Source organism: Paenibacillus sp. 01T431 (assembly GCF_056398625.1).
Map to the genome: position 1 here is coordinate 25,175 of NZ_JBFTPT010000025.1, position 23,483 is coordinate 48,657.

Annotated in this window: 22 protein-coding genes and 1 pseudogene; 3 read left to right on the plus strand and 20 right to left on the minus strand. The window is 47.0% G+C overall.

Annotated features, from left to right (window positions below; translation table 11 throughout):
• Positions 1-45 precede the first annotated feature (45 nt).
• The 12 genes from tilS to yabN all read right to left on the minus strand — a co-directional run bounded on the left by tilS (position 46) and on the right by yabN (position 12,041).
• Positions 46-1,458 (minus strand): tRNA lysidine(34) synthetase TilS, encoded by a 1,413-nt coding sequence (gene tilS / locus AC1DM9_RS30640; protein WP_477583859.1) that lies wholly within the window; start codon positions 1,456-1,458, stop codon positions 46-48.
• A 39-nt stretch (positions 1,459-1,497) separates the two neighbouring features.
• Positions 1,498-2,421, minus strand: a complete 924-nt coding sequence (locus AC1DM9_RS30645) for a protein kinase domain-containing protein (RefSeq protein WP_477583861.1) — start codon at positions 2,419-2,421, stop codon at positions 1,498-1,500.
• Positions 2,405-3,130 carry a vWA domain-containing protein gene (locus AC1DM9_RS30650; protein WP_477551992.1) on the minus strand — a complete coding sequence of 242 codons (726 nt, stop codon included), beginning with the start codon at positions 3,128-3,130 and terminating at the stop codon, positions 2,405-2,407. The genes AC1DM9_RS30645 and AC1DM9_RS30650 overlap by 17 nt, the downstream gene beginning before the upstream one ends.
• 754 nt (positions 3,131-3,884) lie before the next feature.
• The gene (gene spoIIE / locus AC1DM9_RS30655) at positions 3,885-6,377 is read right to left on the minus strand and encodes a stage II sporulation protein E (protein ID WP_477583863.1); all 2,493 of its coding nucleotides are present in this window, start codon (positions 6,375-6,377) and stop codon (positions 3,885-3,887) included.
• A gap of 503 nt (positions 6,378-6,880) precedes the next feature.
• Complete coding sequence (locus tag AC1DM9_RS30660; protein WP_076271298.1) at positions 6,881-7,399, minus strand: S1 domain-containing RNA-binding protein; 519 nt, start codon at positions 7,397-7,399, stop codon at positions 6,881-6,883.
• A gap of 148 nt (positions 7,400-7,547) precedes the next feature.
• Positions 7,548-7,856 carry an FtsB family cell division protein gene (locus AC1DM9_RS30665; RefSeq protein WP_076271297.1) on the minus strand — a complete coding sequence of 103 codons (309 nt, stop codon included), beginning with the start codon at positions 7,854-7,856 and terminating at the stop codon, positions 7,548-7,550.
• An 8-nt stretch (positions 7,857-7,864) separates the two neighbouring features.
• Positions 7,865-8,473: a spore cortex biosynthesis protein YabQ gene (gene yabQ / locus AC1DM9_RS30670; protein WP_477583865.1), complete on the minus strand. Its 609-nt coding sequence runs from the start codon at positions 8,471-8,473 to the stop codon at positions 7,865-7,867.
• Positions 8,470-8,757, minus strand: a complete 288-nt coding sequence (gene yabP, locus AC1DM9_RS30675) for a sporulation protein YabP (protein ID WP_076271295.1) — start codon at positions 8,755-8,757, stop codon at positions 8,470-8,472. Before yabP ends, yabQ begins: the two co-directional genes overlap by 4 nt.
• A gap of 166 nt (positions 8,758-8,923) precedes the next feature.
• On the minus strand, positions 8,924-9,667 hold the full coding sequence (locus tag AC1DM9_RS30680) for a DUF7847 domain-containing protein (protein WP_477583867.1): 744 nt from the start codon (positions 9,665-9,667) through the stop codon (positions 8,924-8,926).
• Between the two features lie 130 nt (positions 9,668-9,797).
• On the minus strand, positions 9,798-10,088 hold the full coding sequence (locus AC1DM9_RS30685; RefSeq protein ID WP_076271293.1) for an RNA-binding S4 domain-containing protein: 291 nt from the start codon (positions 10,086-10,088) through the stop codon (positions 9,798-9,800).
• Positions 10,089-10,091: 3 nt separating this feature from the next.
• Positions 10,092-10,364 carry an HU family DNA-binding protein gene (locus tag AC1DM9_RS30690; protein WP_053373361.1) on the minus strand — a complete coding sequence of 91 codons (273 nt, stop codon included), beginning with the start codon at positions 10,362-10,364 and terminating at the stop codon, positions 10,092-10,094.
• Between the two features lie 180 nt (positions 10,365-10,544).
• The gene (gene yabN, locus AC1DM9_RS30695) at positions 10,545-12,041 is read right to left on the minus strand and encodes a bifunctional methyltransferase/pyrophosphohydrolase YabN (RefSeq protein WP_441885247.1); all 1,497 of its coding nucleotides are present in this window, start codon (positions 12,039-12,041) and stop codon (positions 10,545-10,547) included.
• A 1,017-nt stretch (positions 12,042-13,058) separates the two neighbouring features.
• Between yabN and AC1DM9_RS30700 the strand changes: the two genes are divergently transcribed.
• Positions 13,059-13,271: a hypothetical protein gene (locus tag AC1DM9_RS30700; RefSeq protein ID WP_477583869.1), complete on the plus strand. Its 213-nt coding sequence runs from the start codon at positions 13,059-13,061 to the stop codon at positions 13,269-13,271.
• Positions 13,272-13,291: 20 nt separating this feature from the next.
• On the opposite strand, the pseudogene AC1DM9_RS30705 reads toward AC1DM9_RS30700, so the two are convergent.
• The 5 genes and pseudogenes from AC1DM9_RS30705 to AC1DM9_RS30725 all read right to left on the minus strand — a co-directional run bounded on the left by AC1DM9_RS30705 (position 13,292) and on the right by AC1DM9_RS30725 (position 19,333).
• A pseudogene (locus tag AC1DM9_RS30705) lies at positions 13,292-14,490 on the minus strand (IS256 family transposase).
• Positions 14,491-14,915: 425 nt separating this feature from the next.
• A complete protein-coding gene (locus AC1DM9_RS30710) occupies positions 14,916-17,249 on the minus strand; it encodes a polysaccharide biosynthesis protein (protein ID WP_477583871.1) in 2,334 nt (777 codons plus the stop codon).
• Positions 17,250-17,376: 127 nt separating this feature from the next.
• Positions 17,377-17,919 (minus strand): stage V sporulation protein T, encoded by a 543-nt coding sequence (spoVT, locus tag AC1DM9_RS30715; RefSeq protein WP_054025813.1) that lies wholly within the window; start codon positions 17,917-17,919, stop codon positions 17,377-17,379.
• Between the two features lie 343 nt (positions 17,920-18,262).
• Positions 18,263-18,448, minus strand: a complete 186-nt coding sequence (locus AC1DM9_RS30720; RefSeq protein ID WP_076271291.1) for a type II toxin-antitoxin system antitoxin — start codon at positions 18,446-18,448, stop codon at positions 18,263-18,265.
• A gap of 12 nt (positions 18,449-18,460) precedes the next feature.
• Positions 18,461-19,333, minus strand: a complete 873-nt coding sequence (locus AC1DM9_RS30725) for an SPFH domain-containing protein (protein ID WP_339205884.1) — start codon at positions 19,331-19,333, stop codon at positions 18,461-18,463.
• 155 nt (positions 19,334-19,488) lie between these two features.
• Between AC1DM9_RS30725 and AC1DM9_RS30730 the strand changes: the two genes are divergently transcribed.
• Together AC1DM9_RS30730 and AC1DM9_RS30735 are read left to right on the plus strand one after the other, a co-directional pair.
• Positions 19,489-19,980, plus strand: coding sequence for a hypothetical protein (locus AC1DM9_RS30730; RefSeq protein WP_477583874.1), 492 nt, complete (start codon positions 19,489-19,491; stop codon positions 19,978-19,980).
• A gap of 26 nt (positions 19,981-20,006) precedes the next feature.
• Positions 20,007-20,879, plus strand: coding sequence for a phosphotransferase (locus AC1DM9_RS30735; protein ID WP_477583876.1), 873 nt, complete (start codon positions 20,007-20,009; stop codon positions 20,877-20,879).
• A gap of 86 nt (positions 20,880-20,965) precedes the next feature.
• Here AC1DM9_RS30735 and urtE read toward each other — a convergent pair whose 3' ends face one another.
• From urtE to urtC, 3 genes are read right to left on the minus strand one after another with little or no spacing between them, the layout of a single operon-like run.
• Positions 20,966-21,661 carry an urea ABC transporter ATP-binding subunit UrtE gene (gene urtE / locus AC1DM9_RS30740; protein WP_477583878.1) on the minus strand — a complete coding sequence of 232 codons (696 nt, stop codon included), beginning with the start codon at positions 21,659-21,661 and terminating at the stop codon, positions 20,966-20,968.
• Positions 21,639-22,412 (minus strand): urea ABC transporter ATP-binding protein UrtD, encoded by a 774-nt coding sequence (gene urtD, locus AC1DM9_RS30745; RefSeq protein ID WP_339205878.1) that lies wholly within the window; start codon positions 22,410-22,412, stop codon positions 21,639-21,641. Before urtD ends, urtE begins: the two co-directional genes overlap by 23 nt.
• On the minus strand, positions 22,384-23,466 hold the full coding sequence (gene urtC / locus AC1DM9_RS30750; protein WP_477583881.1) for an urea ABC transporter permease subunit UrtC: 1,083 nt from the start codon (positions 23,464-23,466) through the stop codon (positions 22,384-22,386). The genes urtD and urtC overlap by 29 nt, the downstream gene beginning before the upstream one ends.
• Between the last annotated feature and the right edge of the window lie 17 nt (positions 23,467-23,483).

Genomic DNA, 23,483 nt, shown 5'->3' on the forward strand with positions numbered 1-23,483 from the left:
AAATCCCCCTACGCTTAACTATGTTTATGAGTGTACCAGTGCTTCTTATTCGTTGCCTGCCCTTATGAATAACACGTCTTTTGTGTGTACATCCGTAAGCGCATGGCTTGATCTGCGAATGCCCGGAATCCAGAGTAATTTACCTGACCCATCAAACAGCAATGGATACAGCTCTCTCTTCAGCGGAGCAACTTTCTCGTCAACGAACATATCTTGCACTTTTTTCGAACCATTTAATCCTAAAACCTGAATTCTGTCTCCCGGCTTCCGATTTCGAACAACGAGCGGATACGTTAGTTCCGACGCATCAAAGCAGGCTTCATAACGCGATGCAGGCTTACAACTTTCTAACGCTGATGTATAAGCAAACTCAAATGTCCACCCGCATTGCTCGATCGCCAGGCTAGCTTTATCCCTTCCCACCTCGCACAAATAGACACTCGCTTCTTTGGATACATGCTGTGGCACTTGAATCCACCGCATTCTATCATATTCACGAGCGCAGCAAATGCCGGCACCAGCATCGATTCGCCAAGTTGCAGGCGCATGAGTGGAAGCAGCAAGCCTCATCGTCTCAATCTGCTCGAAAGATATCTTTTCCGTTTCCTTAGAAAGATAACTTAATATTAGTTTAATCAATCTCCTTTGTAAAGCGACGTGGAGACCATGCAAATCGTCGCAGCTTATCGCGCATTCATTGGGGGATAACGTAACGAGCTGCGCTAATAACGCTTCGGTTTGTTTCTCCATCCATTCGTCTTCCGCTCCCGCTACTTCAGCAAGTCGTTGAAGGGATTGGGATATGTGCGGATTATGCTTTGATAAATACGGTAAAATATCTAACCGAATGATGTTTCGGAAATAATGGCGTTCCTTGTTACTGCTGTCCGTGCAGTAAGGAATTTGGTGTTCTTCGCAGTAACGCAGAAGGTCTGACTTGTTCATACGAAGCAGCGGCCTGATAAGTTCCACGTTTTTTTCTCTTCTTTTACTGAGAATTCCCGCCAAACCAGTTAAGCCTGTCCCACGAATGACGCGCATAAGGACGGTTTCCGCCTGATCATCTGCATGATGGGCGAGCGCGATACGCGAAGCTCCATATCGGGTCGCGATTTCATGCAAAAAGCCGTACCGCCTCTCGCGTGAGGCAGCTTGTCCATTCATTCGGGTTTCTTCTATATAAGACGGCATGTCGAACGTTACCGTCTCACAAATGACCCCTAGCTGCTCCGCAAATTGCTTAACGACAATCAGCTCATGCGCCGACTCCTCTACTCGAAAGCCGTGATTCACATGAGCTGCAATAATGGAGATTTCATTGCTCTTCGCTACAGCAGACAGCATATGCAGCAGCGCCATTGAATCCGGACCTCCGGACACTGCTACAACAATACAATCCCCTCTCGACCAAAGCCTGCGGTCTGCAGCTGTTTTCTCAAGCTCGTTTCGCAGATTCATAGGTTGTACCTCACCTTCATTTCCCGTTGCGTGCTGCCGCTACAGCACATTGCGTATGAGCCAGTAAACCGACGTTCCAAGCAAGACCGCTGAAAGGGCAGCAAGCCCCTTTAACCACCCTGGTGTAGCAGAGGGTCTATGCGTGTCTCGTCTATGCATCAGTAAACGCCAAGCCGCTGAAGCCTCACCCGCATCCGAATACTGTCCTGCAAAAGCTTTACGCAGCCATCCGGCAACTGGCTTTAATACCGAACTGGATTGAGCTATCTGGATGAGCTCCACAGCTGAGCGATTTTGCGGCAATAGCTCCACCGTCAACTGATGAAGCCGTTTTGGTTCATGCAGCTGTATGCAAAGCACACCAAACGAGAACAAATCGTAACTCGGATCAGCAGATCGCGAGCCTTCATTCCAGTAGCCCCGATCATAAATTTCAGTAAATTGGCGAACGGCTTTGCCTGCTGCAGTCACCCCGCCGAAATCAACCAGCTCAACATGACCATAATCGGCAACGAGCACATTTTCCACCTTTAAGTCGCCGAACACCCATCCTGCTTGGTGCAGCTTCGTCAGCTTGCCCAGCAGATTCAAGCCAACTAACGGAAACCACTCCGAGCCGTGCTGCTTTAGGTAATCGTCCAGCTTAGATCCCAGTACATAGCGCATAATATAAAAAGGATATTCCTTTCCATCCGGACCGTACAAATCATCTACGTCGAACAAAAAGGATTCCTGCCCGTATTGCTTCTGCTTGGCGATCGACTGCAGCACATTGATCTCCGATTGCAGATCGAGTGCATCTAAACCGAGCTTCATCGCATACCAGCTGCGATCACGCTGTACGAGATATACTTTACCGTTTGCGCCCTCTCCAAGCAACCTCTCTATCCGGTAACGCCCTTGTTTCCACTTGCCAACCACCACCATGCCACGGCGAAGATCAACTTTAAACGACGTAGTCACTCATCATCCCATCCGTTTCGTCTCTGCTCTGTCTACCATAATCGCCCTGGCGATAAAAATCAATGACATGCATAATCGCAGGGCCCGTCGGCGTGGTTCCGCCCATTTGCAGTTTCGGAAAGATGGCGTGAACACCATTCAAGTGACTCGTCCAGCTCAAATCCATCAAACAGTCATCCCCATGTCTTGAGCCTGGGAAATGAAATACCGAGATTTCACTTTTTCCTTGTCTCGCTTGCAGGCTGAGCATTAAATCGCGTATAGCCTCCTCCACAGCCGCCAGCTTTGGCTTCATGCTGGCGCTGGCATCAATAAGAAGCGCCACTCGTAAATTTGATGTCTCCCCCAGCTCGTCGATAACACGTACAACATCGCCACGCTTCTCCGGTGACAATGCTTCGATTGAGCCGTTGCCAAGCACCTGCTTCAATTCCTTCTGAACTGCTAATTGAATCGTCTGCACAACAGTCTTCCGAGTCATCATCTGTACCGTCTGCGACAGCTGACGCATATTTACCATCCTGCTTAGACCGCCGCCCGCACGCGCAATCTCATCAATCTCAGCCGCGCCAAGCTCACCTACATCGCCATGATCGAGTACGCCTACTACATTTACTGAAATTCCTTCCGATTGTGCATGTGCAGCCGCTATGACTGGACTTAGACCCACATTAGAGCATCCATCTGTAATCAACAATATTTGCTTCATAATGATTACCCTCCTCAAGTGTTTGAGAAACAAACACAGCATCGTAAGCACGAGCCAAGTGTTTGAGAAACAAACACGGCATCGTAAGCATGAGCCAAGTGTTTGAGAAACAAACACGGCATCGTATGCATAGGCTTAGCGTTTGAGAATCAAACGCAGCTTCGTAAGCATAGGCTTGGCCCTTTGCCTTTCTATTAGCTTTGCCTTTTTTGAGAGGGATAAACAGCTAGACTAGTTAAAAATTGATATTTACACATATAACAAACCAATATTACTTGTATTAATAAGGCACATCTGTCCACTCATTGAAAATAGGTTTGATATTCATAGCAATATGTATAACTATTTTATTTGAGCATTTACTATGTACCACAGTTGAGAATTACTAAACTTCATATGCCCCTTTATCTTTCATCGGTCGTAATTGAGTGATAAATGAATGCAGCAACAAATTGATGTTTCAAAAATAAAATCTACGTGTATGTATTAATATTAGTGTGAATTCCGCTTCGCGGGTCAATTCAACAGAGCATGTCATGTCTTTGTTACGTTAAAGCTTTTATGTACTATACGCTCGCTATTATGTAACAAACAATAACAATAGCCCATTTCCTGTCAGCGTGAGTCAGCCGACAACAAAATAGGCTACTGCTTGCCCAATGAATATCATAGATACAAGCTCACCGTTCAAGTATCCATTCATCATTGTTTTAAATTTATAAATGATTTCACAGTCCATATTTTATTTCTATACTCAGCTCACCGTCCTTGGACGCTCCATACGCGTCACACCCGGAAAACGGAAAGATGCCCATTCCGGCAAATGCTTATCGATACGCGCTACAAGCACGGTCATATCATCAATAATCTCTCCATTATGATGACGAACCACCTTCTCAAGCAGCGCATCCGCCATTTCCTGCGGATCATCTGTCGCCAGCTCGCTAATAATTCGCTTCATCCAGAGCTCTTTATTAACCGCAAGGCCCGGCGCATCATAAATGCCGTCACTCATCATGACTAGCGTGTCGCCCGATTGCATTTGCATCGACACGAAGTCGACGTCAATATCTTGAAGAATGCCAATCGGCAAATTGTTCGCTGTTATCGGAATAACCTCATTTCCTCGTTTAATAAAGCTTGGCGTTGATCCTATTTTCATAAACGTCGTTTGCGCCGTATACAAATCAACGATCGCTAAATCGACGGTAGCAAATACTTCATCAGATGAGCGCAATAAGAGCACCGAGTTAACTGACTTCACGGCCAGCTTCTCATCCATGCCTGACTGCAGCAGCTGCTGCAGAATCGACAATGCCGCGCTGCTTTCCTGACGCGCACGCTCACCATTGCCCATACCATCGCTGATCGCAACTGCAAACTTGCCATTTCCAAGCTCCACCATACTAAAGCTGTCGCCAGACAGCAGATCTCCTCCTTTAGCTGCACCAGCTATGCCCGTCTCCACCTCGTACTGCTTGGCTGAACCAAACGCGACCAGGGACGGCTCACCGCTTCTCGTTGGGGAGTGCTCCGACTTCACTGCAATATGCTCTCCCAAAATATCACTAAGCAGCGGTGCGATTATTTTTCGGCACTCATCATAGCCTTGTCCAAACGTATGATACACCTCTATATCCACATTCCCCTCCTCTAAGCTCACAATATCAATCCCCTGTACGGATAAACCGAGTCCTTCCACCGCCTCTCGAATTTGCTCCTCCTGCAGATGAAGCGTTTGTCCCTCCCTTTTAATTTCTTTCGCCAAATCCTCCATTACCTGCGATACACCCTGCAATTGATCCGCTACAAGCTGACGGGAGTCGCATATTTGCTTCTTCCAGTGCATATTATTTTGATATAGCTCGTACTGCTGGCTCATATCCACAAGAACCTGTGACGATTTCACGCAATGCGCCGACCAAGCCCGCGGTATTTCCTTAGGGGACGGAATCCGTTTCTCCTCTACAACCGTCATCATATCGGTCATCATTTTGTACGTATGAAAGAACTTGTCCTCCCAACAAGCATTTTGCCGATGGCAGCTGGCACAGCTGCGCTCAGCAACCGCATTCATAAAATGGCTGATCTCATCCTCCCTTTTAACCGTCGTAACGCTGCTATTGAGTTGGCCAAAGCTCTTTGACAGCTGACGGAACACTTCTGAGTACTGTGATACGCGGTCCGCAGTCACCTCACGTACCCGCTTGGCGTAATCATGCTGCGATTTGGCATGCTCATTCGTACCCGGCACATACCGTGATATCGTGCGGACCATAATACGCGGCGTCAGCATAAGCAGCGTTGCGGCTGCTACCGACTCCCAGGTTGAGCTCATAACATCAGCCTGACTTCCTACATATATGGATAAAATCGATGTTCCAAGCAACATTCCGAATGCCGCTGCCATTTTGCCGCCATCACGCAGCAGACCAGCCAGCAAGCCCGCAAAAGCGAGTAAGCTCATTTGAACGACTGCACCAAAATCAGCCAAGCTTAGAATGAGTCCTGCAACTACACCGACCGAAGCGCCAAGCGGCGCACCCCCTGCTAAAGCAAAGAGGAGCAGCATATAACGTGACATCACATGCTCTACCGACATTCCGTAAAACACCCATCCAACCGCCCCCGTCATAACCGACGCAAGCAAAATCATTAAACAAATGATTTCCTCGTTTTTGAGAGAAGCTGATTTTTTGGTCATCGTAAGCACTGGTATCGCTTGTATGAATACTAATGTGAGCACAAAACCAAGTGCTGCCTCCACCACAACGAGCATGAAATTGTACCAGCTCAGCTCGTCCCCTATAAACACGCTGAACATTTGCACCATTAACGTTGATGCGAACACTAGAATGGGCGCCGACGACAGTTCTGCCTTCTCGTAGGTTTCTAATCCCTTTAGGAAAAGAAAGAGTACAGCAATCTCCATCGCAATCCACATCGGGGCAGGATCAGCTGCAAACCAGCTCCCGGCTACTAAGGATATCGCTACCCACGGGTAAATATCCCTTCTCATAAAGTAAATAACGGCGAAATAAGCAATGGCAAACGGCATCAGCGATTCGAGTATAACCGCTCTTCCGAGCAAGAAAGCTACACCTACGAGTAGAAACGTCCACTTTTTTGCTAAAATGACTTGAATGAACCGCCTTGCAGCCGCCCATTCCCGACCTTTCTGCAACATCGTCTGAGCTAGTCCTAACCGTTTCATACCTGGAAGCACAACCGCGTTTTCCTTTTCCATGAGCAGACACCACCATTCCGAATGTAATGTGTTTTTCATTATAGGAGGTTGTCCGCATAAAGTTTGTCAGTTAAAGCAACTGAATTGTAAATTTTTTCCGACAAAAATAAATGGCATTGCGGTCATTGTCATTTCAATGTCAAACATATATCCCGTATGGGATTTCAATGCCTCCTGCCCAACCAAATCACACAGGTCCGACAACAAAATATGTGTTGTGTCCTTTCGAAATGATGGCGAATCGAGGTTGTAATGTGTCGGGAATGATGGAGGATTAGAGAAAAGTATTTTTTTTACGATTCTGCGCGCTTTACAAACGACATTGACCGTGACAATTAGAGGCTCGTCCAAACATTCACCAGCATATACGCAGTCTTATTGTCCTGCTTCGACAGCAACCTGTATACGCTTACTCATTATCGCGGGGAATATTGAGCAGCTGGACGCAAAAAAAGCAGAACCGGTTAGGTTCTGCTTCATGTATAATGTTATGACGATTCAGCTTATACTCGCTTGGCACCGCGTCCGCCGCGTTTGCCCTCCGTATTCTTCTTCAAAGAGGAGATGCGCTCTTCGCTGTCTTTCAGGAACCGTGACACTTTATCCTCGAATGACGGTTTACCGTATGCCGGTCTGCCAGCCGATTGCTTGTTGAAGGGACGTCCGCCGCCACCACCACCGCCACCGCGGTTGAAACGTTCGCCACCACCACCACTACCGCCAGTGCTTCCACCGCCGCCTCCGCTGTGACGCTCGCGTTGTTGTGGCGCTGGTTGGCCTTCTGGCCGGTCAATGGCTTGCTTAATGGAAAGCCCGATCTTTCCGTCTTTGTCCACGTTGATCACTTTGACTTTCACGACATCGTCGATCTTCAGGTGATCCTTCACGTCTTTGACGTAATTATCAGCAATTTCCGAAATGTGAACAAGACCCGTGACACCTCCCGACAAGTCGACAAATGCCCCAAAATGCGTAATGCCTGTCACTTTTCCTTCTAACTTAGCGCCCACTTCAATTGCCATAAAATAAAATGTTCCTCCCTAAAAGTTATGCGAAGCAAAACTGAATTCATAAGCATATGCTAAAAGTTTTGCGAAAACGCTATTAACGTGATTATAACCGAACCGTTCAAGTAAGGTCAACAGACGTTCACCCGAATTGACGCCCTAATTAGTCACTGAAAATTTGCTGCTCGCCCTTCTTTACCATGCCCTGCTCTTTTGTTGCTAGCTGTTCGATATATTCTGGGTCGTTTAATCGTTCAATTTGACGTTTAAGCTCCTCGGTTTCTTTGGTGGTAACATCAAGCTTATCTTGAATTGTAGTCAGCTTCAAACCTGTTGCGTTCTTCTGCTGCATTTGGCCAAAAATTGTATACCCCGCCCAGCCCATAAATAGCACGATGAACATCATCCATAGTTTGAACCGGCGTTTTGTGCCAGCATTCCCTGGCGTTTTATTCTCAGCTGCTTTTGCCATGAGCGGTGTTACCTCCTAAACCATTTGCTCCACAATCGAGCTATTCGTTGTCCAAATCCTCTCAGCTTGCCAACTAATTGCCATTTGGCAGCGTAGCGCGATAGCCACCGTCCAAGCGGACGAATGACTGGACCTGCCATCCAAACAAACAATTTCCAAAATGGACGGACTAATTGTATCACAATTTTTAGAGTGAAAATAGTGAGCGCAGACCCAAATGCCAAAATTACCTTTACCAACTTATAGAGCAGTAAAATCGGCTTAACGATAAGAATATCCAGGCATTTTAGAAAAATTTGGATTAGTTTGCGAACGGCTCCGATGATCCATTTTACGACTTGAATAACGATTCTGCTAAAAAAGAAATAATAGATGACCATCCCAATAGCCAGTCCGATAAAAACGTACGCTCGCACCTCGCCATTGTTGCTAGCGTACAGTACCCGAAAGACGATCAATGCCGCTGCCATCCAGTAAACGATATCAAGCACCGGAAGCCACCAGCGCGGAAGCTTGAGCTCATTCGTCACGACTCGGTAGCCGTCGAATACTGTTCCCATGCCAAGGCCTGATAATAGCATGACCGCCATTGTTAACCATTGCATATTAAGCGTCACTTAAATAGCTTCCCGAACAACCCTTTGGATTTAGAGGAGGAATTGTTGCTGTCCATATAGGCGAGCGAATGGACGAGTCCTTCAATAGTTACCATTCCCTGTTCAAGGCTAAGAAGCTTCATATGCAAATTTTGGCCCTTAACCTCCAAGAAGCCAAGCTCTGTTTCGAGTAAAAACTCTTCGCTGTCAAAGCTCTCTACGTTTACGACTCCGGTAAGCTCCAGCAGCTTGCGATTTAGCATTTTGACTTCCTGACGCTTCTGCCCCTTGCCTTGGTCAACCATAGACTCGTCCTCCGCTTCGTTAACATGTCTTGGCGTAAACGGCTACAGCCGAGCTAGTGCGGCGCAGCATACGTTTCGCGTTCAAATATAAGAAGGGCATAGGCGTAAAGCTTATCCTGTCTTATATGTTAAGACTAGCTTATGGGGCGTGGACGAGAATTAGAACCTAATCTGCTTGATTCATAGCATTCAGCGCGTCGTCGTTTCTTTCTGTATATACCTGTAGAAAAACTAGCAATAGTACAATGGTTACCAACTGGTTGAATAGGCTATAGCATAAATCAAATATCGTCGCGGTTATCCATGATTGATTCACAAAGAGAGAGAAAATAAAAACGATAATGCTGGTAAGCACTATGACCATAACGTATCCGCCAATCGCATAGCCTACAAGCTTGAAATAACGCCCGCGTGCCAAATCACGGCTAACTGTCATCGGATTTATCCGCGATGTATCAGCAATAGAAACAATTATAGGCATCAGCATCAGCCATACAGCAAACAAGAAACCCGGAACAATAAATACGATAAATCCCGCAATTACAATGACGCCGTGTAGAAAAGTATACACAATCATGCGCAGCCATTTGCGAAGCCCCCACAGAATGGGCTGCACAATGCCACTGCTATTCCCCGTCATTTTACCAAGTATGTAATAGATAATCATCGGCGTGATGACACATAGGAAAAATAAACTGGTCACACTGTCCATGCTGTTGGCGGGCATATAAATAAAGCCGTCTTCCGGTTCAAAATAGTAATAATTTTTAATAGCCTCAACCGGAATCGTAATTATCGCTGTTAAAAATAGAATGGGTACAATGTTTTTGAAATAGAGAGCACAAGCATGCGCAAGCAATGAAAAACCCTTTCGCCGATACTCGGGAATGGGCAGCTGCAGATGATTCATCGAATAGTCCTCCGAGTATATAAACATAATTTATGATGTTGAAACAGGGAATCTCGTAAAATTTAGAAGCTACTTATTGGGCATAAAAAAAGACTGCCTGCAAGTATTATGCTTGTAGGCAGCCTTGTTGTTATTGCGGTACTTCCCAGTCGAGCGTATTCTCGCGCTGGCGTTGCTCTTCTTTCACCAAGGTATACAGCTCTCCGGCTTCATCCTTACGGGTCGTCTCCGCAATTCGCTCAACGCGAACGGTTACGATTTTTTGACCGAACTGGATTTGGAGCTCATCACCGACTTTGACGGCGCTGCTAGCTTTCGCTTCGCGGCCGTTGATCCATACGCGACCTTGCTCGGATACATCCTTCGCAACGGTACGGCGTTTGATCAGCCGGGATACCTTAAGAAATTTATCTAATCGCATAGATTATTGGATAGCTTCTTTCAACTTGTTGCCTGCTTTGAATGCAGGAACTTTTGCTTCAGAAATTTCGATTGGAGCACCTGTTTGCGGGTTGCGGCCAGTGCGTCCAGCACGTTTGCGAGTTTCAAAAGTACCGAAGCCGATCAATTGTACTTTATCGCCACCAGCAAGTGCATCTGTTACTTCGCCCAAGAAGCCGTTAAGTACTGCTTCTACGTCACGTTTAGTCAAACCGCTTTTTTCTGCAATGTTGTTGATCAAGTCTGTTTTGTTCATTATAAAATCCTCCTAATTTTTAACCATTATTTGTGGTCGACGCTTGTGGCGCCGCCTTTGCTTCCCATTTTTACTCTCACGAAGAATACTTATTCTGCCTTGTAGCAAATAAATCCTGCCGCTATTTGAAATTTTTTTGCGTTTGTTGCGGAATAAAGGCGATTCATGACGAATTGCAAGCTAGGATTGACGTTTTGCCTCTTCCCACCAACGATCCATTTCTGTTAAATCAGTCTGGTCAAAATTTTTACCGCTTATACGAAGCTGTTCCTCAATATACTCAAATCTACTGCGGAATTTTTTGTTCGTGCGGGAAAGCGCCTCTTCCGGATCAGCGTGGATGAAGCGCGAGGCATTGACGACTGCAAACAGCAAATCTCCAAGCTCAGATGCCTGCTCCTCTTCCGATTGCGAGGTTATCGCTGCGCGCAGCTCTGCAAGCTCCTCTTCAATCTTGGCAAGCACTGGACCAAGCTCGTCCCAATCAAAACCTACCTTAGCCGCTTTTTTCTGAAGCTTGTAGGCTTTCATGAGTGCTGGCAGATCTGGCGGAATGCCATCCAGCACCGATGTACGCGAAACATCGGTTCCTTTAATCCGTTTTTCCTCAGCCTTCATTTGTTCCCAGTTAACCAGCGCCTCTTCCGAATTGCTCGCATCAACGTCCCCAAATACATGCGGATGGCGGAAAATAAGCTTCTCGTTAAGTGATTGTATCACATCATAGACGGAAAATGCGCCAGTCTCTTCTTCCATTTGGCTATGAAGCATCACTTGCAGGATAACATCGCCAAATTCCTCCTGCATGGCATCCGGATCATCATTATCGATGGCTTCAAGCGCTTCATACAGCTCTTCGATAAAATTTTTACGGATAGACTGATGCGTCTGCTCCTGATCCCAAGGACAACCTTCAGGGCTGCGAAGAATAGATACAATCTCATGCAATCGCTCAAAGGAACGATTGCGAAGCGCTGCATCATCAGAGCGCGGTACCCAAATCAACGATAAATTACCGTAACCAGGTGTGCGATCAAGCTCGTATAGCGGAACGCGAATGATCTGCTGCTGGGAAGCAACACCAAGAGCATGCCCTACCACAACCTCGTAGTCATCGGGATAACGCTCCATAAGCGCAAGCTTAACATCAGATGCCGTGAAGGCATCATACACCTGTCCAATCAGAGTATGCAACTGCGGCTGCAACAAAGACGGCTGTAATTCAGCAGCATCAAGCAGCGCAAAACCTTCTATTGGATCGATTCCAAGACTAATAAAAGCTTGATCAAGGAAGCTTTCACCGCCGATAATTTGCAGCTCAATACCCGCTTCCGGACATTGCTCACGCAGCAGCTGAACCGTGCGTTCAGCCACCATTGGGTGCCCGGGAACCGCATAAATAATAGGCTCGTCCACGCTTGTGCTCATGCTTTTCGCTTCGGAAATAAGCGCCTCCGCTATTGCCTTGTACACATCCGGAAAGGAGTCATGCTGCTCATACAAAGTATCAAATGAGGTATATTCCATACCGATTTCCAGAAGCATCGACATTGCAGGATGCTCAGCCGTACGGACAAAAATTTTCTTCGCTGCTTGCAGCCTGCGCCATACGCCAAGCGTCATTTGGTCAGGATCACCTGAGCCGAGCCCAACAACAGTAAGATATGGGGTTGCCATAGTGGTAAAGCCTCCTTAACTATTCATTCGTATTATGGTCGAAATTTGATGGAGTAGCTATAATGCCCGCGGCTTGCAAAAAGACTTTTGGGGTCGTTTATAGGGATTGAAACGAGCTCGGAAGTGTGTTCGGTAAAGAGCTCGTATGCATTCGAAAATAAGTTCGAAAACGAGCGCACATACATAAAAACACGACTAATCATCGTTTATTTTTGCTCAAAAATCAATAATGAACCAATTTGACATAAACTTCAATATAGCCGTAAAAAATGCTTGCGATTAGCATATCACACTGGATGTTCATAGTTGAAATAGTCAATTCGTAGGAAACAATATGGGATATKGGTATAGCGGATAGTTTAATCTCAATGACATATATCTATCAAAAATAGTTCATCAATTGAGAGAGTTGTTGATCAGAATAAATGAGCTGGTGACCAGGTTTATTACCTGTGGAACTAACCTATTTAACAGAATTATTTATAAAAATATGTAATGATTATGCAATAACCTCTACTAATTCTGCTCATAATTGCTAGATTCCTAGAGATTGTTATAGATCTAGAAACTAGATCTATTTTCTTCAAAATGACCAAAATTGCACAAGTAAGTCCAGATATTAGTCTTATTTTGCGACGCTTTCTGCCAACGGGCATCAGAGGTGCGGAATGGTCGTAGATAGGACTAGAATTTAGTTCTATTTGCTTCAGAATGATCAATATTCCACAAATAAGCCTAGATATTAGTCTTATCTTGTAGCGCTTTCTGCCATTGGGCAGCAGAAGTGCGGAATGATCGGAAATAGGACTAGAATTTAGTTCTATTTGCTTCGGAATGATCAATATTCCACAAATAAGTCTAGATATTAGTCTTATCTTGTTGCGCTTTCTGCCAATGGGCAGCAGAAGTGCGGAAGGGTCGAAAATAGGACTAAAATTTAGTTCTATTTGCTTCAGAATAATCAATATCCCACAAATAAGCTTAGATATTAGTCTTATTTCGCAGCGCTTTCTGCCAATGGGCAGCAGAAGTGCGGAATGGTCGGAAATAGGACTAGAATTTAGTTCTATTTGCTTCAGAATGATCAATATTCCACAAATAAGCCTAGATATTAGTCTTATTTTGCAGCGCTTTCTGCCAATGGGCAGCAGAAGTGCGGAATGGTCGGAAATAGGAATAGAATTTAGTTCTATTTACTTCGGAATGGGTAGCGTCAAGAAGTTTGTGTAGTAAGATTATCCATCGGAACATTAGACCATTATTGGTTGTTCGGGTAAGGCCTTTCCATATCGCTTGGTGTACATCTCTTCAAATGAAGCCTTTGTATCGGCATCTACAAACCCGCGTATGGCTCTGCCACACCATTTTTCATTGTAGTCGAGTGCTTGTAAGTAAATAATCTTCTCCGCAGCTTCAATATTCGTTAGGCTATTCATAGGTTTCAACCGTTTACGAAGTTCCTTATTCATACGTTCAATGGGATTGGTTGTGTAGATGGCGGGCCATGTCAACGTTGGGTATTTGTAAAAAGTTAAAAGCGTTGGGAGCTGCACTTCCCAGGATTTCACCTCTTTAGGGTACTGCTTGCTCCATTTCTCTTTAAAATTCTCAAATACAGCGCGTGCGACGTCTCCATCGATTGCCGTGTATACTTGCTTTAAATCTTCCAGAAACTCGGTTTTATCCGACACACGAATTTTTGGAAAAGTAGCTCGTACCTTATGAACGACGCAATGCTGGACGTCGGCTTTAGGGTAAATTTCGCGAAACGCTTCTTCCAAGCCTGGTAAACCGTCAAAGACCCCGAGAGCACATCCGTTGCACCACGTTGCTTCAGGTCTTTAAGCACCTCTCGCCAGCCATTAGAGCTTTCGTGTCCACCGACATAAAAGCCTAGAATTTGGCGAGTTCCGTTCTCGTCAATTCCCATGACTAAATAAACGGCCTCACTGCTGACCGTGTTGCGCTTGAGTTTGACATAGAGACCATCTAAATAGATAACGGAGTAACGCTTCTCTAGCGGACGATTCTGCCACTGTTCGATGTCTTCCATAACCGTTTGAGTAATATTACTAATGGTTGTCGGCGAGTAGTGTGTTCCAAACATGCTCTCTACGAATTTAGCGACTTCTCTTGTGCTCATTCCGCCTTTGTACATGTGAATAATGGCTTCCTCTAGCCAGCCTTCCCTACGCTGATAGGGCTGAAATAAACGTGTTTGAAATGATCCTTTGCGATCTCGTGGCACATGAAGTTCGTTGATTATTCCGTATCTCGTTTGGAACGTTCGTTTGTAGTTACCATTACGAGTATTGCGCAAGTGGGGCTGCTCCACTTTCATGTAATTTTTAATCTCTTCTCGCAAAAGCAGCTCTAGTTTTTCTTGTAGCAGTTTTGTAACAGTATTTTCAAGTAGATCATTGAATGCATTTTCGGGTATAGTATTCATCGAGTAGGGCTCCTTCTTGGTGATCTCAGCAATCCCGAGGATACCCTACTTTTTTGTGTTTTGAATAGACTCCAAAACTTGGTACACAAACTATTGTACGTCACCTCGGAATGTTCAATATTGCACAAATAAGCTTAGATATTAGTCTTATCTTGTAGCGCTTTCTGCCATTGGGCAGCAGAAGTGCGGAATGTTCAGAAACAGATCTGTGGATTCATCACGTTGAGAGATTACATGTTCAATCGAGGCAAGCGATGCCGCACAGCAATGATTGTGCTGAAAAGATGCTTAGGTTTTCTCAACTTTAGAGAAAACCCTAATAATCTACACGAGATAACCTGTGCAGCTCAGACAACTGGCGTTTTACATATTACTCCATGAAAAACACTTGCTTTACAAGCGCTCACCGCCGCCAACTTGCGGCGCTAGCGCTCATCTTTCGCTGGCGGAATAAGCCGCCAGCGCTGCAAACGGGCGGCCAGCACCGCGCCGCCCGGCAACGCGCGCAATTCGCGCGCGCTGATAGCGCCGCCACGCAAAGCTGCGACGCCAAAGGCGCAAGCGCCGACGGCAACGCACGTCAGCGCAAGCGCAGTTGCTGCCGCCCTAGGCGGCAGCCCGCCAAGCGCTGCGCTCAGCGCTCGCTCGGCGATAACAAGCGCCGCGGCCATGACCGCGAGCGCAAAGACCGTGCCCGCCGCCGCACGCCCATGCGACGGCTGACGTCCCTCTTCCTCGAGCACTCGTTCTTGCTCTCGCCCATGCACTCGCTCCTGCTCCCACTCTTGCTCCTGCTCTTGCTCTTGCTCTTGCTCCTGCCCTTGCCCTTGCTCTTGCCCTTGCTCTTGCACTCGGCCCTGCACTCGCCCCTGCCCCTGCTCTCGCACTCGGCCCTGCTCTTCCTTCAGCAATTGCTCCTGCCCGTGCTCTCCCTCTTCCTCGAGCACTCGTTCTTGCACTTGCCAATGCACTTGCTCCTGCCCTTGCTCTTGCACTTGCACTCGGCCCTGCTCTTCCTTCAGCATTTGCTCCTGCCCGTTCTCTCCCTCATCCTCGAGCACTCGCCCATGAACTCGCTCCTGCCCTTGCTCTTGCTCTCGCCCTTGCACTCGCTCCTGCTCTTGCACTCGTCCCTGCTCTTCCTCAGACACCCGCTCTCGCACTACCCTCTCACCAACCACTCGCTCGCGCGGCTTCACACGCCCTTCCACTCCCGCTCGTCCGCCAGCTAGCGACGCTCCAGAACCCGCCGCTGCATACCGCACTGCAATAATCCCAAGCAAAGCCGCCACGCTTAGCGCCGCGACGCCTGCGATGGCTGCGCCTTCAATGCCATACGTAGGTACAAGCACAGCGTTAATAACGCCTTTAAGCAGCGCTGCAACCAGCAGCAGAATAGCTGGAATACGTACAGCGCCCAATCCTTGAAGCACAGGTGCCGTCACCGCATTCACACTGCCCGCAAGAGCAGTGCAGCCAACCAAAGCGAAAGCAAATGTGCCTTGAGTATCCGAATACAGCATCATATTGAGCGGTTCCGCGAGCAGCGCCAAGCCGATGGCTGCTGCAGCGCCGATTGCCCAAGCCGCCCGCTCTGCAAGCGAGAGCTGTACTCGAAGCTGTCCGTATGCACCCCGCATACGTGCTAACGCAATGCTTGGTACGAGTGCCGCTGCCGCCGCTCCAGCTACCATAACAACAAGCTGCACAAGCGGCTGCGCTCGGCTGTACACGCCAAACGATGTCATTGCCGCCGCTTCCGAAGCCCCTCCTTCCTGCAATAAGCGAGGAACCATAAAGGCATCCACAACGCCAAGAACAGGAACAACCACCGCGCCAAGCGCGACAGGCAGTGCAATAACGGCAAGCTTTCTCATCTCTGCTCGTATTGCCCCTGCCATTCGATTAAGCCGCTCCCCGCTGCGTCTGCGCCATAAATATATAGCCAGCAGCAAAAGCGATGCGCAAGCTCCGAATGCCGAACCGCTCATCACACCAGACGCTACAGATGCATCTGCCCATCCAGCGGACCAGCTTAATGCAAGCACTAGCAGCATTACGCCTACACGAATCATTTGCTCAACAACTTGTGAGGCGGCAGACAATCCCATTTGTCCGATTCCCTGCACATATCCTCTTAACGCAGCAACGAATGGAGCAAGCAGCAGCGCAAACGAGACCGAGCGCACTGCACCAGCCGTCTCCGCATCGCCAATCCAACCTGCTACTTGATTCGCTCCACCCCACATCAAGCCAAACGAAATAATACCCGTCACACCTAGCAGCAAAAGCGCAGCGTATAACGTTCGCCTGACGCCTTCTGCATCATCTCCCTTGCGCAGCCTCTCTGCAATGAGAAGCGAAACGGCCGTTGGCAATCCCGCAGTTGCTAGAACAGCTGCCAGCTGATAAAACGGATACACGGCGTTGTAAATGCCAAACACGCGGTCCCCAGCTAGATTTTGCAGCGGTATTTTTTGAAAAACACCAATCAACTTTGACAGCAGCGCCGCACCCGCCATGAGCGCAACACCATTCATGAGATGCTGCTTCGAGCTTCGTTCTACTTGAACCCGTCCTTCAACTGCAGTTTCTGCTGCTTTAGCTACCGACTGTTCGCCGGCAAAAGGTCGCTCTTGGCTCTCCGTAAGTTCAGCCTCAGCTTGGCCTGCTTCGACCACTCCCACGCTTGTTTTTCGCTTACCCGCCTGCCCCAGCATTTCCGCCGATTGCCCATTTTCCCCCGGCTTGCGGTTCATCCCGTTCACTCCTGCCTATCGCACGATTTATATTGGTATCTATTATACCTCACAATCGTAAACGTGGAAAAAGCTTCCCCAATCGAGTGTTTCTCGATCAAAGAAGCTGTTATAGCCACATTTCTTACTATTGCTCCATCTGTTTTGCCAAAAAGCCCGCTGCCGTCTCAGCCATTTTTGTTTCCATAGTAGACATTTTTACTGATTCATCCTTGCTAAGCAGCACGACTGTTCCAATGGGGTCGCCACCCGCAATGATCGGTGCAATAACGAAGGAGCTGTAAGTTTCCTGCGTATCCTTCACAATTTCAAAGGCACCGCCATTTGCTTCAGCAAGCGTCTTGCGATTTTCCATACAGCTCTCCAGAACAGTGCCTACCTGCTTATCAAGCAGTTCTTTCTTGGAAGCTCCAGCTACAGCAATTATGGTATCCCGGTCCGTGATCAATGTAACATGATTTGTTCCCTCAAATAACGATTCCGCATATTCCTTAGCGAAGTCGCCAAGCTCACCGATAGGAGAATATTTTTTCAAAATAACTTCGCCATCACGATCTACAAATATTTCTAGAGGGTCTCCCTCGCGAATACGCAGTGTACGGCGGATCTCCTTCGGAATGACGACACGCCCGAGATCATCGATGCGACGTACAATTCCAGTTGCTTTCATTTCTTGTTGCCCCGCTTTCCTAGAGGATTTTGAATCGACTGGATTCTTGCAGCTTGTTTATAACGAAGAAGAAACTTCCTTCAAAAGATTTTGAATCTGACCATAGTATTCATCCGCTCCCAATTTCTTATGCACGGACTACAGTTCAAGCCAAACGTTCCATCTCTTTGTGAAAAAGGCCGTCGACGTATCGTCCAGCCTTCGTTTTACGCTTCCCCGAGCTCGTTTTCAGCATTCCCCATTTATCCCTTTTGCTTGCATGAGAAGCAAATGCTTTTTAATTGTTTATGGATTAAAAAAGGCAGTTATCGATTTGAATCGATAACCGCCCTTTTCCTCAATATTATTTACCTTCATTATTGTCCATCTGATTCGTTTTTTTGAGCCTGCCTGCTTTGCCAAGCGCTTCTCTGAGCAAAAACTCAATGTGCCCGTTGACGCTGCGGAATTCGTCTGCGGCCCATTGCTCAAGAGCACGATGGATATCGGGATCCAAACGAAGCGGAAATGCTTTCTTTTCTTTAGCCATAATAATCAGCCTCTAGCCGTAAAGAGTTCCTGTATTAATGACTGGAGTTGCAGCGCGATCAGATACAATCGCCACCATTAAATTGTTCACCATCGCCGCTCTCCGTTCGGCATCCAAGCTAATCCCGTTTTCCTCCAACTGCCGCAGTGCCATATCTACCATACCAACTGCACCTTCAACAATTTTGGAACGTGCCGCTACAATCGCAATCGCCTGCTGCCTTTGAAGCATTGCACTAGCGATTTCTTGAGCATACGCCAAATGAGTCAAGCGAGTCTCAAGCACCTTTACGCCGGCAACTGCAAGACGGTTTTGCAGCTCGTTGCCTAGCTCCGCCGCTACCTCATCCGCATTGCCTCTAAGTGAGGAAGCCGCGTCTGAAGAGAAAACATCGTAAGGATATTGCGCGGCAATGTGACGTATCGCCGTCTCGCTTTGAATTTCTACAAAACGCTCATAATTATCAACGTCGAAGCTCGCTCTTGCCGTATCCATTACTTTAAATACAACAACCGCACCAATCTCCACCGGATTTCCTTCCGCATCATTCACCTTTAGTGTTTGGCTATTGAAATTGCGTACTTTAAGTGAAATATTAACCTTGTTCGTAAGTGGAAGAACCATCCATAAGCCGCTTTCCAGCACAGAGCCCATATACGTTCCAAAAAACGTAACCACCTTCGCCTCATTCGGCTGCACGATCGTAAGAGAGGATAAACAAATGACGGACAGCAAAATTAAAAAAGCGCCAACACCAATAATTACCCCAGACCCGCTGTCCTTGGATGCTTCCGATATCGTTAGAAAAATACCGCCAGCAGCAGCAACTACCGAAAACAGCAATGCCATGTATCCGCTAACATACCAGGCTTTCTTCTCGTTCATTAAACCCCACTCCTTCATCTTTTTCTATATTGTTTTGATATAAATATGATATCACTTTTTACATATATAAGCAATTATTTCTTTTTACATCCAACATCTTTTTGCAACAAAGGGAGCTGCCGCTTCGTCACAAAAAGCAAAGAGATTAAGAAGGGATGAATACATTGAAATATTTATTAATCCTATTTCTGCTTTCCTTGTCGATCGGTTGTACAGGAGAAACCAAAACAACGTCAGAGCAATCCATTTCTCAAAGCTATCTTGAAGAAAAAGGATATCGAATCAGCTCAAAAGAAGGGCAAGTTGAGAGCTATGAGCTTACCGAACAGAAATTATCAGTATTGCCCTATATGATGTACTGGGGGTCGCAGCGCGTGAACCCCTCCGATTATATTGGAAAAACGATTCATATACAGAAATTTACCGTAACGAACCATCCGCTGAGCAAAGGGAAAGTAGATGTTTTTGTTTATTTGGCTGATGGTCAGCCTATAGGAGGAACTTCATTTCCATACGGAGACACTACAGACGGCGGGTATTGGTCTATAGACGGCAAAAGTTTAGAAGATATTCAAGGAATGTCTTATCAAGAGTGGCGTAAAAGCTGGACTGAGAAATATAAAAGCACTTCACCAGATGAAGCATAAAGCATTCCATATACAGGGGGATTTACATGAAAATAAAGAACGGCGTGCAGGAAATCATCGAAACTCTTCGGCATATAGGTGCCATTGAAAAACAGTCCGAAATCCATAAACAAATGGACGGAACGACGGAAGGTCTTGTATATCTCATTAAAGTTGATGAATCACCCAAATATGTGCTAAAGCTTGATCAGCCAGATGCACTTTCTTTAGTTGAACAATATAAAAAAACATATCCAGATGCTCCTCTGTTGCCTAAGCTTACTTACACCGCTCCAGATAAAACATATATCGTTTATACATTTCTCAAGGGTTCAACCGATTATATTGGCGGCTCTAAGGAGCAATGGTTGAAGGCTTTAGTGAACGGACTTATTCAGCATTACATAAGCTGCTCACCCTCACAGAAATGGGGAGATTGGCTGGAGAATCCCCACAATACTTGGCGAGAATTTATGGAGGAGAAAGTCGATTACGCTCGAAGTTATATCGGCGACCGCTTGCCATTAGAGGATCATACCCTTGTAAAATCACTTTTAAAGAAAGCAACGATGAGCGAATCTCAGGGGAAATTTTTGCTTCACGGCGACTGCGGTGTTCACAACTTCATCTTTAGTCATAACGAGTTAATTGGCGTTATCGATCCTTCACCAATAATCGGACCTCCGCTCTATGACTTGCTTTATGCATTCTGTTCCTCACCTGATGACTTGAGCATAGAGACGTTAATGCCTGCATTCGTTATGCTTAATCAATCGGATGCGGATCAACCAAGGCTAATTGAAGAAGTGATCATTCAGCTCTATTACCGCTTAGGCATTTGCCTCAAGCATCACCCTCACGATATAGACGATTACTTACAAGCATGGCGTTACTGGCAGTCCTTAATAAGCAATGAATAAACCACTACATCACAGCTCAAAAACAGCTCTAACAACACAAAGCAAAAAGCGCCTCTCATAAAGGCGCTTTTTGCTCATCATTCGCTTTATACCGTCAAATATTTGCGTATGACCTCATCATCCAGCGACTCCAAGCCGCCCTCCCACGCAATCGCCCCTTTTTCCAGCACGTAGAAGTAGTCTCCTACACTCTTCACGAAATCCAGGCTTTGCTCCACCAGCAAAATAGCCGTCTTGCCATCCGCTTTAATTGAGCGAATAACATCCCTAATATCATCGACAATGGAGGGCTGAATCCCCTCACAAGGCTCATCAAGCAGCAATACTTGAGGCCTTGAAGCTAACGCCCTCGCGAAGGCAAGCTGCTGCTGCTGTCCGCCGCTGAGATCGCCGCCGCGGCGCGTATACATTGCCGGCAGCACAGGAAACTTTGCAATAGCCTCTTCTGGAACAGAAGATAATTTCGACTTTGAAGCCTCAAGGCCAAGCAGCAAATTTTCATAAACGGATAGCTGAGCAAATATTTCGCGTCCTTGCGGTACATAGCCGATTCCGCTTTTAGCCCGAAGTCCCGGCGCTTTCTTCGTTAAATCCGAGCCATTATAAGTAACAGAACCCTCTCGCGCCTTCAGCAGCCCCATAATGCTTTTCATAAGCGTTGTTTTGCCTACGCCATTCCGCCCGAGCAGACATACAACCTGCCCTTGCTTCACTTTCAGCGACACATCACGTAAAATAATGCTTTCACCATAACCAGCCTCAAGCTGTTGAACGGCTAACATCGGCATCCCGCCTTTTCCCCAAGTACACTTCCGCCACGCGGTCATCTCGTTGAATTTCATCCATCGAGCCTTCTTTTAGCAGCTTCCCTTCATGCATAACGGTAACCTTGCTCGCAAAATTACGAACAAACTCCATATCATGCTCCACGACTACAATCGACCGCATACGGGCTATCTGGTGGAGAAGCTCACCCGTTTTATCCGTCTCCTTATCGGTCATCCCCGCCACCGGCTCATCGAGCAGCAATATTTCCGGCTCTTGGAGCAGCATCATGCCAATTTCGAGCCACTGCTTCTCTCCATGCGACAGACCGCCTGCCCGCCAGCTCGATTTTTTCTGCAAACCAATCATAACGAGCTGCCCGTCAATTTTAGCCCGCTCATCCTCGACCATCTTTGCAAACAACGTCGCGAACACGGTACGTTTCTGACGCATCGCGATTTCCAAATTCTCAGCAACCGTCATCGAAGGGAATATCGAAGGAGCTTGAAATTTACGACCGATGCCAAGCTCAGCAATTTGATGCTCTTTCTTTTTCGTTATATCTACCTTCCCGAATGTGACACGTCCCGCTGTAGGCCTTACTTTCCCACAAATCACATCCAGAATTGTCGTTTTGCCGGCTCCATTTGGCCCAATGAGGAAACGAAGCTCCCCTTTCTCAAGCTTTAGGTTCATGCCTTGGACCGCTTTAAAGCCATCGAACTCAACAGTCACATCATCACACAGCAGGATTGCGGACTCCTTCATGCTTCGGCTCCCTCCTTTTTTTGCGTAATTTCAATTGGCCAACTAAGCCAGCAACACCTTTAGGCATAAATACGACCACGACCACAAACAGCAGCCCCATAAAGAATAACCAGCCCTGCGGATAAGCGGTACTGAACTCACTTTTAGCCCAGTTCATGAGGATAGCGCCGAGTGCGGCTCCAACCAGCGTTCCACGTCCGCCAATCGCTACCCAAAGAACCATTTCAATCGAAGGCACAATTCCGAGCATCGACGGTGAAATAATACCGACGTGGAGTACAAACAGCATGCCCGCTATACCTGCAATGCCAGCAGAAATCGTAAATACGACCATTTGATAAATTGCCGGATTGTAGCCGATGAACCGTACCCGGTTCTCGCCATCGCGAATCGCGCGAAGCACCTTTCCGAAGCGGCTGCCGATAACGTAGCGGCAAAAGACGAAGATAGCAATGAGAGCAATGACGGTAATATAGTAAAGCACGCGCTTCGTCTCAGGAGAACCTATAGAGAAGCCCAGTACGGTGGAGTAGCCTGTTATCCCATTTGTACCGCCTGTAAAAGCTTGCTGACCAATGAGCAGTGTCGTCGTAATAATAACGAGCGCTTGCGTCAAGATCGTGAAGTAAACGCCGCGAATTCGGTTGCGGAACGTGACGTAACCAAGCACAAGCGCGAGCAGCGCAGGTATGGCAATTCCCATCGCTACCGCAAACCAGAAGCTCTGAAATGGCTGCCAGAAAAGAGGAAGCTCCTTAAGACCGCTCCAGCCCATGAAATCCGGCGGCCTTCCTCCGCTTGCCTCCAGCTTCAAATACATCGCCATAGCGTAGGCGCCTAAGCCAAAGAAAATGCCATGCCCTAAACTTAAAATGCCAGTGTAGCCCCATATCAGATCAAGCCCTAATGCTACTATGGCAAAGGCTAGAAATTTCGCTAACAAATTGAGCCGAAAATCACTTACAAATAGCGGAGCGGAGAAGAGTGCTGCCGCTGCTGCCGCATAGCCAATTAAGATCCATATCCGCGCAGGAGTAAACTTTTGCAAGCGCATAAGCGTTCCACCTTTCT